The organism is Bradyrhizobium sp. ERR14 (assembly GCF_014198235.1).
Lineage (GTDB): Bacteria > Pseudomonadota > Alphaproteobacteria > Rhizobiales > Xanthobacteraceae > Bradyrhizobium.
In genome coordinates, this window is the sequence record NZ_JACIHD010000002.1 from 544,777 (window position 1) to 560,078 (window position 15,302).

The 15,302-nt window shown below is 67.0% G+C and carries 14 protein-coding genes; 3 read left to right on the forward strand and 11 right to left on the reverse strand.

Annotated elements, in window-relative coordinates; translation table 11 throughout:
* Positions 1–187: 187 nt before the first annotated feature.
* Positions 188–352, reverse strand: coding sequence for a hypothetical protein (locus GGD62_RS08765; protein ID WP_183708257.1), 165 nt, complete (start codon positions 350–352; stop codon positions 188–190).
* Here GGD62_RS08765 and GGD62_RS08770 point away from each other — a divergent pair.
* Positions 351–3,908 carry an autotransporter outer membrane beta-barrel domain-containing protein gene (locus tag GGD62_RS08770; RefSeq protein ID WP_246800018.1) on the forward strand — a complete coding sequence of 1,186 codons (3,558 nt, stop codon included), beginning with the start codon at positions 351–353 and terminating at the stop codon, positions 3,906–3,908. The genes GGD62_RS08765 and GGD62_RS08770 overlap by 2 nt on opposite strands.
* A gap of 77 nt (positions 3,909–3,985) precedes the next feature.
* Here GGD62_RS08770 and gspM read toward each other — a convergent pair whose 3' ends face one another.
* From gspM to GGD62_RS08815, 9 genes are read right to left on the reverse strand one after another with little or no spacing between them, the layout of a single operon-like run.
* The gene (gene gspM / locus GGD62_RS08775) at positions 3,986–4,567 is read right to left on the reverse strand and encodes a type II secretion system protein GspM (protein ID WP_183708040.1); all 582 of its coding nucleotides are present in this window, start codon (positions 4,565–4,567) and stop codon (positions 3,986–3,988) included.
* Complete coding sequence (locus GGD62_RS08780) at positions 4,564–5,601, reverse strand: PilN domain-containing protein (protein ID WP_183708042.1); 1,038 nt, start codon at positions 5,599–5,601, stop codon at positions 4,564–4,566. The genes gspM and GGD62_RS08780 overlap by 4 nt, the downstream gene beginning before the upstream one ends.
* 1 nt (position 5,602) lies before the next feature.
* Positions 5,603–6,517, reverse strand: a complete 915-nt coding sequence (locus GGD62_RS08785; protein ID WP_183257301.1) for a type II secretion system protein GspK — start codon at positions 6,515–6,517, stop codon at positions 5,603–5,605.
* Positions 6,514–7,233, reverse strand: a complete 720-nt coding sequence (locus GGD62_RS08790) for a general secretion pathway protein GspJ (RefSeq protein ID WP_246788788.1) — start codon at positions 7,231–7,233, stop codon at positions 6,514–6,516. Before GGD62_RS08790 ends, GGD62_RS08785 begins: the two co-directional genes overlap by 4 nt.
* On the reverse strand, positions 7,230–7,625 hold the full coding sequence (locus tag GGD62_RS08795; RefSeq protein WP_183708044.1) for a prepilin-type N-terminal cleavage/methylation domain-containing protein: 396 nt from the start codon (positions 7,623–7,625) through the stop codon (positions 7,230–7,232). Before GGD62_RS08795 ends, GGD62_RS08790 begins: the two co-directional genes overlap by 4 nt.
* Positions 7,603–8,097: a prepilin-type N-terminal cleavage/methylation domain-containing protein gene (locus GGD62_RS08800; protein ID WP_095425671.1), complete on the reverse strand. Its 495-nt coding sequence runs from the start codon at positions 8,095–8,097 to the stop codon at positions 7,603–7,605. Before GGD62_RS08800 ends, GGD62_RS08795 begins: the two co-directional genes overlap by 23 nt.
* Positions 8,060–8,515: a type II secretion system major pseudopilin GspG gene (gene gspG / locus GGD62_RS08805; protein ID WP_183257304.1), complete on the reverse strand. Its 456-nt coding sequence runs from the start codon at positions 8,513–8,515 to the stop codon at positions 8,060–8,062. Before gspG ends, GGD62_RS08800 begins: the two co-directional genes overlap by 38 nt.
* Before the next feature lie 22 nt (positions 8,516–8,537).
* On the reverse strand, positions 8,538–9,749 hold the full coding sequence (locus GGD62_RS08810) for a type II secretion system F family protein (protein ID WP_183708046.1): 1,212 nt from the start codon (positions 9,747–9,749) through the stop codon (positions 8,538–8,540).
* Positions 9,750–9,752: 3 nt separating this feature from the next.
* Entirely contained in the window at positions 9,753–11,441 is a 1,689-nt protein-coding gene (locus tag GGD62_RS08815; protein ID WP_210317765.1) for an ATPase, T2SS/T4P/T4SS family, read from the reverse strand.
* Between the two features lie 240 nt (positions 11,442–11,681).
* Here GGD62_RS08815 and gspD point away from each other — a divergent pair, with 240 nt between their 5' ends.
* A complete protein-coding gene (gspD, locus tag GGD62_RS08820; protein WP_246800019.1) occupies positions 11,682–13,964 on the forward strand; it encodes a type II secretion system secretin GspD in 2,283 nt (760 codons plus the stop codon).
* A gap of 3 nt (positions 13,965–13,967) precedes the next feature.
* Entirely contained in the window at positions 13,968–14,564 is a 597-nt protein-coding gene (locus GGD62_RS08825; protein ID WP_312014254.1) for an A24 family peptidase, read from the forward strand.
* A 131-nt stretch (positions 14,565–14,695) separates the two neighbouring features.
* On the opposite strand, the gene GGD62_RS08830 is transcribed toward GGD62_RS08825, so the two are convergent.
* Complete coding sequence (locus GGD62_RS08830) at positions 14,696–15,253, reverse strand: tetratricopeptide repeat protein (RefSeq protein ID WP_183708049.1); 558 nt, start codon at positions 15,251–15,253, stop codon at positions 14,696–14,698.
* Between the last annotated feature and the right edge of the window lie 49 nt (positions 15,254–15,302).

Below are 15,302 nucleotides of genomic sequence, written 5' to 3' on the forward strand. Positions count from 1 at the left end.
GCGAGGCATCCGCGCCAAACTAGTTCCGATCGGCGGCGTCATCAACCCACGCCGTCCCGCCCAAGACGACGCGCAGGCCCCAATCTGCCCCGCACCTGTTGCAAAGCATGAATATGTTGCCCGATGGCCACGATGGCTGAAAATGCAAAGCGGAACAGGGAGGAAGCCGGCGCAAATGGATATCCGTTCATTGCAGACCGTTGCGGCGCCATGAGATCATGGCATGGGCGCCGGGCCCCGGCACGGGCTCCGGTTGCATGTTTGCGATGATTTCTTTGCTGATTTGAGACGAGCGGATGGCTGGACCGAGAATGGCAGGTGGGAGGATCGGATACGGGCTGCGATCCGTCATGCGCCACTCGCTGGCCACGCTCCTCGCCACCACGGCGCTCGGCGTCGTCGCCGCGCACGCCGTGGACGGCACATGGACCGGCGGCTTCTCCGACTGGACGGATCCGACCAACTGGTCCTCCAATCCGAGCGTACCCGACGAGACCGCAACCTTCACCAACACCGGAAGCACGGCGGTCGACAACAACAACAGTGTCGTCAGCATCGGCACGATCCAGTTCGCGAACACCTCGCAGGCTTATACATTCACGATCGGCAACCCGTTCATCGTCAACGCCACGGGCATCATCAACAACGATACGGTCAATACCCAGACCTTTCAGGTCACCTCCGGCAACAATCTGGTATTCCAGAACAGCAGCACCGCGAGCGGCGGCGCCGGGGCCGTGACGATCACGAACGATGTCGGCGGCAACGTCAACTTCATCCAGGACAGCACGGCGGGAACGGCAAGTCTCGCCAACAGCGGCTTCGTCACGTTTGAGGATTCGGCCTCCGCCGGCGGCGCCCAGATCACCAACAACGCCACCGGTCAGATCGATTTCTTCACCAACGCCTCGGCCGGCACCGCGACGATCAACAACGGCGCAGGCGGGGTGCTGAACTTCCACAACACCACCACAGCCGCCACCTCGTCCATCATCAACGACGGAACGGTGAATTTCGACGGCTCCGCCACCGCAGGCAGCGCCACGATCACCACCAACAACGGCGCGACGACGAACTTCTCGGGCACGTCTAGCGGCGGCAGCGCCAAGTTCATCACCAATGCCGGCGGCACCGTCGACATCTCAGGCTTGACCAGCGGCGGAACAACGGCCGGCTCGATCGAGGGCGCCGGCAATTATGTTCTCGGCGCCAACACGCTCACCACCGGCAGCCTCAACACCTCGACCCAGGTCGACGGCATCATCTCCGGCACCGGCGGCCTGACCAAGGTCGGCACCGGCACGCTGACGCTGGCCGGCACCAACACCTATACCGGCGCAACCACGATCTCGGCCGGAACGCTCGCGATCTCGGGCTTTGGCAGCATCTCGTCATCCAGCGTAGTCACGGTGGACGCGACGTTCGACATCTCCGCGTCCGCGGTTCCGTTCAACGCCATCACGACGCTCGCCGGCAGCTCTTCCGGCCTCGTCAACATGGGCACCAACGGGCTGGTGATCACCAACGGCTCGACCGAGTTCGCAGGCGTGATCCAGGGCACCGGTGGGCTCGAGGTTTTCGGTGGAACGCAGACGCTGTCTGGCGCAAATACCTATAGCGGTCCCACGCAAATCGACGCGGGTGCGACGCTGGCGCTGAAAGGCAGTGGCTCGATCGCGAATTCGCTCTACATTGGATTTGCCGGCGCAGGCGCGACCTTCGATATTTCCCAGACCACGTCGGGCGCGTCAGTCACCCAGCTCTTCTCATTCGGCGCCAACGGAGTCGTTGCGCTTGGATCGAAGACGCTGACCGTCACGGTCGGCAACTCCTTTGGCGGCGTGATCCAGGATGGCGGCATCGGTGGTGGCACCGGCGGCAACCTCGTGATTGCGAATGGAGCCGTACAGCAGCTCTACGGCGTTAACACCTATACGGGCACCACGACGATCGCGAGCGGCAGCGAGCTGGCTCTCGTCAACAGCGGCGGCAGCGACGGCCGCATCGCGACCTCGAGCAATGTCATCGCCAACGGCATCTTCGACATCTCATCGTTGAGCACCGGCACCTCAATCAAGTCGCTGTCAGGCTCGGGCAACGTCAGTCTCAGCGCCAACACACTGACGATCACGAACGGCAACGGCACCTTCGCCGGCGTCATCGACGATGGCGCCGCGGGTGGCGGCCTCACGCTCGCCGGCGGCACGCAGACGCTTACCGGCGCCAACACCTACACGGGCGCTACCGCCGTGAACGGTGGCACGCTGGTGGTGGACGGCTCGATCCTGAATAGCCCGGTCACCGTCAACGCCGGCGGCACCCTCGCCGGCAGCGGCACGATCGCCGGCGTCGCGGTCAATGGCGGTACGCTGGCGCCCGGCAGCGCGGCGAGCCCGTTCGGCCCGATGACGATCAGCGGATCGCTGACCTTTACCGCCGCCTCGACCTATCTGGTGCAGGTCTCCTCGACCAACGCCAGCCTCACCCAGGTCACCGGTGCGACCGACCTCGGCGGCGCGACCGTGCGCGCGAACTTCACCTCGGGGACGGTCAAGAAGCAGTACACGATCCTGACCGCGGCCGGCACCCTGGGCGGCAGCACCTTCAACCCGACCGTTTTGTCGAACATGCCGACGCTCAACGCGACGCTGAGCTACAACACCAACAACGTGTTCCTCAACGTCAACGTCAATTTCGCGCAAGGCGGCGGGCTCAACGTCAACCAGCAGAACGTCGCGAACACGCTGACCAATTTCTTCAACACCACCGGCGGCATTCCCGCGGCCTTCGCCGCGCTGTCACCGGCGGGGCTGACCACCGCCTCGGGCGAGCTCGGCACCGGCATCATCCAGTCCGCGATCAATGCCGACGGCCAGTTCCTGAACCTGATGCTCGACCCGACCGTCGTGGGACGCAGCGGCGGCTTCGCCAAGGCGGGCAGGGTCCCCCAGTTTGCCGAGAGCGATAACGCAGCCTCTTATGCGTCGATGCGGCCGGCCACCGCGCGCGAGCGCGAGGCTTATGCGATGGCGACCAAGGCGCCGCTACTGTCCTCGCAGCCGAGCAGCCGCTGGAGCGTCTGGACGGCGGGGTATGGCGGCTCGGCCGAGGTCGGCGGCAATGCCACGGTCGGCTCGCAGGATTTGACCGCGCGGGTCTGGGGCGGCGCGGCCGGCGCGGACTATCGGGTCTCGGTCGACACGCTGGTCGGCTTCGCGCTCGGCGGCGGCGGGCTGAACTACTCGCTCGCCAATGCAATGGGCTCGGGCTCGGCCGACCTATTCCAGGCCGGCGTCTATGGCCGGCACAATTTCGGACCGGCCTACATCTCGGCTGCACTCGCCTATGGCTGGCATGACGTCACCACCAACCGCACCGTAGCGCCGGGCGGCTTCGACCAGCTCCAGGGCCGCTTCAAGGCCGACACGTTCTCGGCCCGCTTCGAGGGCGGCTATCGCTTCACGACGCCGCTGATCGGCATCACGCCCTACGCTGCGGCGCAGGTGACGAACTTCAACCTGCCGAACTATTCCGAAGTCAGCCTCAATGGCGGCGGGCTGTTCGCGCTGAATTACGCTTCGCAATCGCTGACCGACACCCGCTCCGAGCTCGGCCTGCGCACCGACAAATCGTATGCGATGCAGAACGGCGTGCTGACGCTGCGTGGCCGCGCCGCCTGGGCGCACGACTACAATCCGGGCCGCGCCGTCACCGCGCTGTTCCAGACCCTGCCGGGCACCAGCTTCGTCGTGAACGGCGCCAGGGTCGATGCCGACTCCGCGCTGGTCAGCGCCAGCGCCGAGATGAAATGGCTGAGCGGCTTCTCGATCGCCGGCACCTTCGACGGCGAGTTCTCCGGCAACCTCACCAGCTATTCCGGCAAGGGCGTGTTCAAGTACTCCTGGTGAGTTGATCCAGAGCGTTTTCGAGCGAAGTGGATACCGGTTCGTGTGAAGAAAACGCGTCTAAACAAAAGCCTAGCGTCCTATTTCCCCGCCTGCCACTGGCCCGAGACGCCCAAAATCACCCTGACGCGCCCTGTGCCGGCGTCGCTCAGCGCCGTGGTCTGCGGCACCTGGACGTCAAGCTGATCGACGAACAGGAACGGCATGCCGGCCTCGAGATCGTAGAGCAGCCTCTGGAGCGCCGGCTGCTCGAGCTCGCAGCTCACGACGAGGCCGACGAAGCCGTCCTTCGCTTGCGCGCCGGACACATCGACCTGCGAGGACTGAACCTGGCCGCCGACATTGCCGACCGCAGCGGCAACGCGCTGCAGCAGATTGGCGCCGGCGACCGTCACGGTCGGCCCCTCCAGGAAGGGCGTACCGGGATGCTCGGCCATCGCCGCCGCGGCGTTCTTGGTGCCGCCCTTGCGGCCGCGAAACTGGTCGAGCAGGTTCGAGGTCTGCGCCAGCGCCTGGCGATGGGCGAGAATTTCAGCGATCGACAGCCCCGCCGTCAGCAACAGCGCGCCGGCAACCGCCACATAGAGCGTGACCGCGATCAGCGGCGAGCTCGCGAGCGCCCGCGCAATCGCATTGTTGCCAGCGGCCTTTGCGCTGCTCATGGCACGTTCCTCGGCTCGATCTGCGCCTCGATATGGAAGCGCTCACCGGGATCGGAGGAGTTGCGCGTGGTCGGGGCGTAAAAGGTCGCGCGGGTGAAATGCTGCGACTGCTCGATCAAGGGGATCAGCGAGGGCGCATCGCGGGTGATGCCGCCGATCTGTACTTTGTTGCCCGCCAGATGCAGCTCGGTGACATAGGTGTGGTCCGGCAACACCCGGCTCAGCGTTTCCAGCACGATTACGCTGGCCGGCGTCTCGTATTTGCGGCGTTCGAGCAGTGCGAGCGGCGAGCGCTCGCCGCCGTCGCTGCCGCGGAGCGCGGCGCGGCGCTGGGTGATCTGCCGTTCGAGCTCCCTCTCCTGCGCGCTGAGGCTGTCGGCCAGATAGCTTGCGGCGACCGATCCGGCCACCGCTGCGACGGCAGTGAGAGCCAGCACCGCCTGCAGCGCCCGGCTCAGCCGCGCCGGGTCGACCGCGCCGCGCGATCTCTGCTCGAACACCTTGATGCGTCCGCCCGCAGTCGCCTCCGTCGCGATCGCGACCGCCGACGGATGGAAGGACGCCACGGCCTCGACATAGCTCATCGCCACCTTGCGCGGCGCCGCGGCGATCTCGGTCGTGATGCTGTCGCTGCCATGCGGCGCCGGGGCGCGGCAGCCGAACACGGCTTCGCTCGCGTTCCACGGCGTCAGCCGGTCGATCTGCGCCCGCACGATACCGTCGAGGAAATCGGCCGCGCGCGCCGGCAGCTCCAGCGGACGAAACAGGAAGCGCGAGGACTGCAGCACGATCTCGACGCGGCTGCCGCGGACGATCTGCGCGAGATTGGCGCCTGTGAACTTGCCGTCCGCGAACGCGATCTCCTTCGGGGCGTTCTCCGCCTTCGCCGCCTCCAGCGCGAATGCACCGGTCTCGCTTTCGACCAGCCGCACCACCCGCGGCGACACGGTCCGCTCCAGGGCGCGCACGACCGTAGCGGCCACGGTGCCGGTCCAGGCATCGAGAATGGCGCGAAGGGAATCGAGCGAGCTCATCTCACAGAGGCTTTCCGGCGGAGCCGTCGACGGCGTTGTGCCACGACAATACACGATACGGCTCATCGCCGCTTTCGAGAAGCAGGATGACGATCTCGGCCGAGCTCCGCCGATGCGACGGCAGCTCGACCGCGACCGTCAGCCGGTACGCCTTCGAGCCCTCGACCGTCGCATTGGTGCCGCCGGCAAGCCCGACCAGGGCACGGGAATCGACGTTCGGGTCGGCGCGGTCGCGCAGCACCTGTTGCAGCATCCCGGGCGTCATGCCCGGCAGCGCCGCCACCACCTGCGGCGCGGCGTCGAGCACGTTCACCGCCCGCATGTTGCTGAACACGGTGACGAAGGGCAGCACACGCTCCACGACCGCGGCCGGAATGCCGCGCACCAGCCAGAGCTCCTCGCTGTGCGGAAACGGCGCGTGGCGCGGCAGATAGGGCGCGCCGAGCGTGCGATAGTAGGAATCCTCCGGATTGTCCTGGCCGGGCTCCGTCGACGAGCGCCAGGCGAGGATCCGGTCGGCATAGACGGGCGCATCCGTCGCGGACACACCGAGCGCCGTCATCAGGCCCGACAGCAGCGGCTTCGGCGCCATGTTGAGATCGACGCGCGCAGCCTCCGAGCGGAACGTCACGCTCACCCGACCGGCTCCGACGCGGGCATTGAACGTGCCGCTGGTCGGACGCGTCGCCTCGTTCTGCGCAGTCAGACGGTAGGCCGCAAGTTCGATCCCCGCGTTCACCAGCGCATCGGCCTGCACCCTGTCGGCATTCACGGCGACCGTGACCGCCGTGTTGGTAACGTAGGTCAGGTAGATCAGCGCCAACGCCGCCAGCGCCGCCAGCATCCAGAGCACCGCGACGACGATGAAGCCGCGGCCGTCGGCAAGCGTAGCCTGGTCGCGCCTTGCGCCGCTCACAGCTGCTGCTCCTGTTTCTCCGCCTGCTGCGGCCGAGTGCGGGCCGTGACGCAAGTCGCCGGATTCTTGGCCCGCGCGCATTCGGCCGGCGCCGTGATGTGCGGGACTACCGCGCCCGAGACCGCGAGCACCTGCCCGGTCCCGCTGTCGCGCACGGTGATACGGATGCGGTCCGGAAGCTGCGCCTGCCCGCGCCAAATCGGCTGCCACTGACCGTCCGGTCCGGCATAAGCGAAGCTCACGCGGAACGGCGCCCGGATCAGCACGACCTGATCGACGAAGCGGATCTGTCCGTCGGTCGGCATCGGTTGGAACGGCGCGCGCTCGCGCACCAGCGCGAGTCCCTGCGCGTCGGCTTTTTCGATCAGGCGGACGAATTCGAGGCCCGGACGCGTGCTCGGTCCGATGGCCGTGCGCAGGAAGGTGACCGACAATTCGGCGCCGTCGAATAGCGGCACCCTGGCATCGCCATTCACTGTAATTTGCTCGGCAACGGACAGATCGGCGACGATGCGGTCGAGCCCGGTTGCGAGACGCTCGGCTCGCTGCACGCGAGCGATGCCGCGATTCCAGTTCGGCAGCCATTGCGCCGTCACGGTCGCCAGCGCTGCCAGGATGACGGTCATCAGCAGGGTTGCGAGCAACACTTCGAGCAGGGTGAAGCCGGCCTCATCGGCCAATGCGCGGCGCAGCCGCTTCATTGCCAGGCTTTTCATTGCGAAGCCCTCGGCACCAGCTTCACCGTCGTGACCTGGATGGCGCTGCCGTCGGCGTGCTGAAGGCGCAGATTGACGGCCAATGGCACGAAGCGATCGCTGGCGGGATCGCCGCCTGGCACGTTCATTGGCGCAACGTCGACCCGCCAGCGGCTGCCGGCGAGATCGCCGCTGCGCCGGCCGGGCTTCAGCAGGGAGCGCGCCGGCAGGTCCGCAAGCAGGGTCTCGGCGGTACCGGCGAGTGCCAGACGCTGGTCGATCGCGCGCGTGCCCTTTGCCGTCGTGGCGATGACGGAGCCGATCGTCCCCAGCACAACCGCGATGATCGCGAGCGCGACCAGCGCTTCGATCAGGGTGAAGCCGGCGCTATCAGAGCAGCTTCTGCGGGACAATCTCCACGCCTCCAGTCAGCCAGTTGACGCGCACCTCATATCCCATGCCGGGCCGCGCCAGCGCGATCACCCCGCCGCACGACATGCCCGATGGAAAGAAATCGATCGACCGCCCCGCGGCCCGGTCGGCACAGCGGGAGGCCAGCATCGCCTGCACCACCACGTCGCCGGGCAAGCGGATGGTCCGCCCGGTGACGCCGGAACGGATCGCGCGCGCCTCCGCATCCACCTGGGTCGCCACCCTGGTTTGCCGGCGCAGCGCGGCGTTGCGGTCGGCTTTCAGCAGCGCCGCGGTCTCGACCGCATAGCTCTCCAGCCTGGCCCGCGTCGTCGTGCGCGGGACAGCCGGCAGGATGATGGCCGCGAGCAGGCCGATGATCGCGAGCACGCACAGGATCTCGATCAGCGCAAAGCCGCGCGTCTCGCCAATGCCCTCAGCGCGCGCCGCTGACAATGTCGGCCGCCGTTCCACTGCCGCCTTCCTGACCGTCGGATCCCAGCGAGATGATCTCATAAGGCGAGCTCGCGCCCGGCGCGCGATAGACGTAGATGTGACCCCAGGGATCGCTCGGCACCACGCCGCCGCGCAAATAGGGCCCATTCCAGCCGGCCTGGTTGGAGTTGCGGGTCAGCGCGGAGAGGCCTTCGTTTGAGGTGGGATAGCGGCCGAGATCGAGAAAGTAGAGATCGAGCGCGCTGGAGAAGCTCTCGATCTGGATCTTCGCCGCCTTGGCCTTGGACTCGCTGAGATAGTTCAGCACCCGCGGGCCGACCAACGCCATGATCATCCCGATGATGGTGATGACGACCAGCATCTCGACCAGGGTGAAGCCCGCCTCCCCGCGGCCCGCGCGCCGACGGCCCCGTTTTGACGATCGATGTTTCGTCACCTCAAATCCTCCAACTATCAATTCAACCGACAATCTGGCTCACCGACATCAGTGCCGTCATCACCGACGTGATCAGGCCGCCGACGACCAGCGAGATCGCGATGATCGCCGCCGGGCCCGCGATGCCGACGGCGCGATCCAGCGTGCGCTGCAATTTGGCCTCGTAGAATTCAGCGACGCGGCCCGACAGCATCGGCAATTGCCCGGTCTCGTCGCCGAGCCGGAGCATGCGCACCGCCATTGCGGGCAGCGCCTCGGTCTCGGCCAGCGCGTCGGACAGCTTCGAGCCATGGCGAACGCGGTCGGCGGCATCGCTCCAGACCGCGGACGGGCCTGTGGTCGCCATCATGTCGACGAGGATTCGCAGCGTGATGGTGAGATTGACGCCGCTGCCGAGCAGCAGGCCGAGATTGCGGCAGAACAGTGCCGTCCGGTACGCGCTCATCACGTTGCGGATTGCCGGCAGCCGCGTGATCGCATTGGCGACGGCGCGGCGAACGCGCTCTTGCCGGAGCAGGAGCCACGCCACCCCGATAGTGGCCGCAAGACCAGCCAGCACCGCATCGGAATTGCCGCGCAGGAAGGTGGAGATGTTGAGGAAGACGCCGACGACGGGATCGATCTTGGCGCCGAAATCCTGCAACACGGATGCGAACTGCGGCAGCACGAAGGTGAGGAAGAACAACAGCACGCAGCCCGCCGCTCCCAGCACGAACAGGGGATAGCGGATTGCATCCGACAGCCGCCGTCGCAACGCCTCGCTGCGGGTGCGCTCGCCGGCCAGCACCTCCAGCACCTGGTCCAGCGATCCCGAGGCCTCGCCGACCCGCACCAGCGCGATATACATCGGCGGGAACAGCCCCTCATGCCGCGCCAGCGCTTCGGCAAAGCTCTCGCCCGCGACGACGCGCGAACGAATGTCCGCAACGACCGGACGCAGCCGGCCGAAATCGGGATCGGCCGCGAGCAGCTCCAGTCCGTCGTTGATGCGGGCGCCGGCGCGCAGCAGCAGCGCAAGGTCGCGGGTGAAGATGGTGACGTCTTCGGGCTTCGGCCTGTTGAAGAGGCTGAACACACGGCCCGCCGAGCCGCCCTCTTCCGGCGTAACGTTGTCGACCAGCACGAGACCGAGCCGCTCGATCCGCTGCGCGACGTCGCCGGGCGCGGGCGCTGCGATGGCGCCGGAGACCAGTTCGCCGTTGGCGTTGAGCGCGCGGTAGCGATAGTTCGGCATGCGTTAGCGCACCGTCGTGACGCGGAAGACCTCGGGCACGGTGGTAAGCCCCGCCCGGCATTTGGCCACCGCATCCTCCAGCATCGTCGTCATGCCGCCGCGCATTGCCGCGGCGTCGATCGAATGGGAGTCGGTCTGCGGGCCGATCAGCGCGCGCACCTCGTCGGACATTTCGAGGATCTCGAACACGCCGTTGCGGCCGCGATACCCGGTGCCGCCGCAGCGTTCGCAGCCGCCGGCCTCATGCACGACCTCGCCGCACTTGAAGCCGATCACCGCAAAGCGCGGATCCTCGGCGAGATCCGCCTCGGTCAGCGCATGCGGGACCTTGCAGCGATCGCACAGCACGCGCACCAGGCGCTGCGCCACCACGGCGCGCAGCGTCGACTTCAGCAGGAAGCCCTCGATGCCGAGATCGATCAGGCGCGGCACGGCGGCCGCGGCGGTCTCGGTGTGCAGCGTCGTCAGAACGAGATGGCCGGTGAGTGCCGCGTGGATCGCGATATGCGCGGTCTCGGCGTCGCGGACCTCGCCGACCATGATCACGTCGGGGTCCTGGCGGACGAAGGCGCGCATGGCCGAGGCGAATGTCAGCCCGATCGACGGCTTGACCTGGGACTGGTTGATGCCGGGAATCTCGTACTCGACCGGATCCTCGATGGTGAGGATCTTGCGGGTGGGTTCGTTCAGGATCGACAGCATGGTCGCGAGCGTCGTGGTCTTGCCGCTGCCGGTCGGTCCCGTGACCACGATCATGCCGTGCGGCATCGCGAGCAGCCGCGTCATCACGCTTTCGTCGCGCGCGGCGAGACCGAGCTTGCTCATCTCAAGGAGGCCACGGTCGCGCGGCAAGAGGCGGATGACGGCGCTCTCGCCGTGCTGTGTCGGCATGGTCGCGACGCGGACGTCGATCTCGCTGCGCCCGACCCGCACGCGGGCAGCGCCGTCCTGCGGCAGGCGCCGCTCGGCGATGTTGAGGCTGGCGAGAATTTTGATGCGCGAGATCAGCGCCTGCGGCGGAATGCCGTGCGGCGACGGCAGCGCGCGCAACAGGCCGTCGACGCGCATGCGCACCGTAAGACCGGCACGGAACGGCTCCACGTGGATGTCGCTGGCACGCAAGTCGACCGCGCGCTCCAGGAGATCGTTGAGCGCGCGCACCACCGGCGCACCGCTGGCGAGATCGCGCAGGCTCTCGATGTCGTCGTCGGACTGCTGCGCAACGCTCCTGCCGCTTCGATCGGCATTTGCATCGTCGGCATCGGCCCGTTGATCGAGGACGGTGGTGATATCCTCGTATGAGGCGACGACGACATCGACCGGTGCTCCGAACACGATTTCGGCGGCGCGAATGGCCGCCGTGTCGGAGGGGTCGGCGACAGCCAGCCGGAAAACATCGTTGGGCGCACTGAAGGGAAAGATGGTGGATTCACGCAGGAAGCGGCGCGAGAAGCCGTCGAGGCAAGGCGTGGCCGCGAGCAGTTGCGGAAGGCTCAGCCGCGGCAGACCAAAATGGTCGGAGACTTCATCTGCGAATTCGGCCGCGGAAAGATCGGTGGCCTCCCACAATTCACGCAAGGGACGCGTGAGCGCGGGATTGGCTGATTTGTCGACATGGGCATGCGCCCGCGGCGGCAATGAGTATTTTTCCAGGAGGTGCTGTCGGAAGCTATCTGCGGAGCGGTCGCGCATCGCATTCACAGCATTGACCTTGTTACCTGAATGCAACAACCTCGACGGGACATGGAGCGCCCTTTGCCCTTGACTTATTTATTAGCAAAAACATAATCGTGGCGCAAATTATTGCGCGTCCGAACCAAGGGGGATCGGACGCAATTTTCAGTCACTTCCAGCGTTGGCAGGCGTATTTTGTTTAAGGTGGTCCAACCGCTTTTGCGCCTTCGCTCAGCGTTGTCTGGAACGCTCCTGCTATTGTCGTCCGCCTTCGTGCTCGGCGCCTGCATCGTGACCGCCGACCAGTCGATCGAAGCCGATCCAAAGGACCCGCGCGCCCAGGATATCGCCGACAAGGTCCGCTCTCTCGATCTCCAGCCGCGTCAACCTGCGGATGCAGGCGCCAGCGGCATTGCGCAGGCAAGATCATCGAAGCCGGCGATCTATCTCAGCGATGGTGCAACGCCGCAAGGCGGCACGCTGGCCGAGCGCGACGATGCCGGCGGCAGCGGCTACGACCTCAATTTCGAGAACGCGCCGGTCGCCAGCGTCGCCAAGGTCATCCTTGGTGATGTACTCAATGTCGGCTACACGATCGACCCGCGGGTACAGGGAACCGTGACCCTGGCCTCGGTGCGGCCGGTGCCCAAGGCGGATGCACTCTACGTGCTGGAGAACGCGCTACGCATGTCCGGTGTCGCGCTGGTCCGTGACCGCACCGGCTATCGCCTGCTGCCGGCGCCGGAGGCCGGTCCGGGCGGCGTCGACCGCTCGTTGAACGCCGCCGCCGGCCAGGGCGTCACCGTGGTGCCGCTGCGCTACGTCTCGGCGCAGAACATCTTCAAGCTGCTCGATGCCTTCGGCGTGAAGGCCCAGACCATGCGTCCCGACAGCGCCCGCAACACGCTGCTCGTCAGCGGCAGCGGCACCGACCGGGCGACCGCGGTCGACACCATTCTCTCCTTCGACGCCGACTGGATGCGCGGGCAATCGGTCGGCATCTTCCCCGTGCGGAACTCGACGCCGGAGCCGCTTATTGCCGAGATCGAAAAGATCATGGATTCAGGCGAAGGCGGCCTGGGCCAGAACGTGGTGAAATTCCAGCCGATCGGCCGGCTCAACTCGATCCTGGTGGTCAGCCAGAAGCCCGAATACCTCAAGCGCGCGCAGACATGGATCGCGCGGCTCGACCGCTCCGACACTGACGGCGTGAACCTGAAATCCTATCCGCTGCGCTACGGCAACTCCAAGGCCGTGGTGGCGCTGCTGAATGAGATCCTGTTCAGCCAGAGCGCGACCAGCAGCTCCTCGCTCGACAATTCCGCGGGCCAGATCTCGCCCGGCTCGGGCATCGCGACGTCCTCGTCCGGGACCAATCCGATCGCCTCGCTCAGCGCACTTCCGACCGCAGCCTCAGGCGCCGCAACCCCGGTCACCGGCGCTCCCGGCTCGTCGCTGGCCGCGCGCCCCGCCCCGGCGGCGGCCGGCGTACCCGGCCAGGACAACGGCTCCGGCTCGCTGCTCGGCACCGGCGCAAAGCCCGTCAACAATGCCATCCTTCAGAACGTGCGGATCACGGCCGACGTCACCAACAACGCGGTGCTGGTCTATGCCAACGCGGAATCGCAGCGCGTCGTCGAGCAGACGATCCGGCAAATCGACCGGCCGCAGCGCCAGATCGCGATCGAGGCGACGATTGCCGAAGTCACGCTGAACGACGCGTTGAACTACGGCGTCCAGTTCTTCATCGCCAGCAAGCACGGCTCGGTCTCCAACGTCATCGGCGGCGTCAGCAACAGCGCCGCGGTCGGCAGCAACATCGAGCAGCAGACCGGCGCGGTCAACGCTGCCGCCGGCGCGCTGCTCGGCCGCGCCCTGCCCGGCTTCAACTTTCTGATCGGCGCGGAAAACTCCCCGCGCGTGGTGCTCGATGCGCTCCACAACGTCACCACCGTCAAGGTGCTGTCCAACCCGTCGCTGGTCGTGCTGGACAACCAGCCGGCGACCTTGCAGGTCGGCGACCAGGTGCCGTTCTCGACCGGCACCGCGACCGTGCTGACCGCGAACAACACCGTCGTCAACACCATCGACTACAAGAACACCGGCATCATCCTGCGCGTGCTCCCGCGCGCCAACGCCAACGGCAATGTCGTGCTCGACATCGAGCAGGAGATCTCGAGCGTCGCGGCCGGCAGCACCGGCTCGCTGACGCCGACGATCTCGCAGCGCCGGGTCAAGAGCTCGATCGCGGTGACGAGCGGCCAGACCGTGCTGCTCGCCGGCCTGATCAGCGAGACCGAGAACAGGCAACGCCAGGGCATTCCGATCCTCGATTCCATTCCCGGCGTCGGCGACGCATTCTCGCACCAGGGCACTACGCGCGCCCGCACCGAGTTGATCCTGTTCATCCGCCCGACCGTCATCAAGGACGGCGTCGATGCGCACGTCATTGCGGAGGAGATGCGCAGCAAGATGAACAGCCGCCTGGTCGGCACCAGCAATCCCGTGGTCACCGTGAACCCGCCCAAGGCGGCGCGCTAGGGCGTGACGGATCAGGCGGTGAAGGTCGCGATGGGCCCTGCGCTCGCGCTCGCCATCGCCCTGCTGCTCAGCGTGTTCGCAAGCCTCGTCACTGCCCCGGGCGCCGAAGGCCTGTACGGCGCGTTCCTGGCCGCCCTGATGCTTGCGGTCGCGGCGAACGATGCGCGCCACTGTCGCATTCCGAACGAGCTGACGGGCGCCGCCTTCGCGCTCGGGCTGCTCCGTGCCGGCGCGTTCGTGCCCGATATCGGCGCGGAGGCGCTGCTCTGGCCGCTGACCCGCGCCGCAGCCACGGGGCTGCCGCTGCTGATGCTGATGGTGCTCTACCGCCGCTGGCGCGGCCGCGATGGGCTGGGGCTCGGCGACGTCAAGCTCGCCGCGGTCGGTGGCGCCTGGCTCGACCTTGCGACCGTGGTCGCGGTGATCGAGCTTGCGGCGTTGCTCGCGATCGGCGCCTATGTCGTCAGCGCGGCCCTGCGACGGAAGCCGCTGCGCGCCACGGCCTTCCTGCCCTTCGGGCTGTTCCTGGCGCCGGCGATCTGGATCGGTTGGCTGGGCGAGACCTGGTACACGAACTGGCTCGGCGGCTGGCCGGGCTGAAGGCGAGGATCGGGACCATTGCGGGTCCTGCTCCACATCAAAACGCGAAAACAACCCCATGCACAGTAGACGGGGGCAGCGTTATCAATGACTTACCTGACGGTACGCGCCTTGCGGAGTTTACGTGGCGGTCAGTGCTCGCGGCTCGGCGCCCATTCCAGCGCGCGCAGGCGGGCCTGCGCGATCTCTCCGCGCGTCATCTTCGTGGTGACGGCATCACGGATCCTGGCTCGCGCCTCGCGCGCCGGCGGAGGTGCGGCGGCCGTGGACAGATTGAGCCATTTGGAGGCTTCGACGATATCCTGCGGCACGCCCTGGCCGCGGTCGTAGAGCAGCCCCAGCGAATATTGAGCGCGGCTGTCGCCCTGCTCCGCCGCGCGCCGGTACCACATCGCGGCTTCCGTGTAGTTCTGCGGCACGCCGCGGCCGGTCTCGAACAGGAAACCGAGATAGGACTGTGCAGCCGCGTTGCCCCGCTCGGCGAGCGGAATGAAGATGCGGGATGCCGTGACATAGTCCTGACGATGGAAAGCGGAGACGCCCTGGCGGAACGATTGGGCATGGGCCGGGATCGCGAAGGTCAGCGTCAGCAGAATGGCGGCCCAACCCCACCCCGCCCTTCGCCAAAAACCGCGCTCCTGCGGCGCCGCACGGCAAAACCCCGGATTCTGGCTGTCGAGGGTCTTCATGCCGCCCGCGCTCCCTGCATATGTAGCCAGACTAGTCTGCAGGCATCCC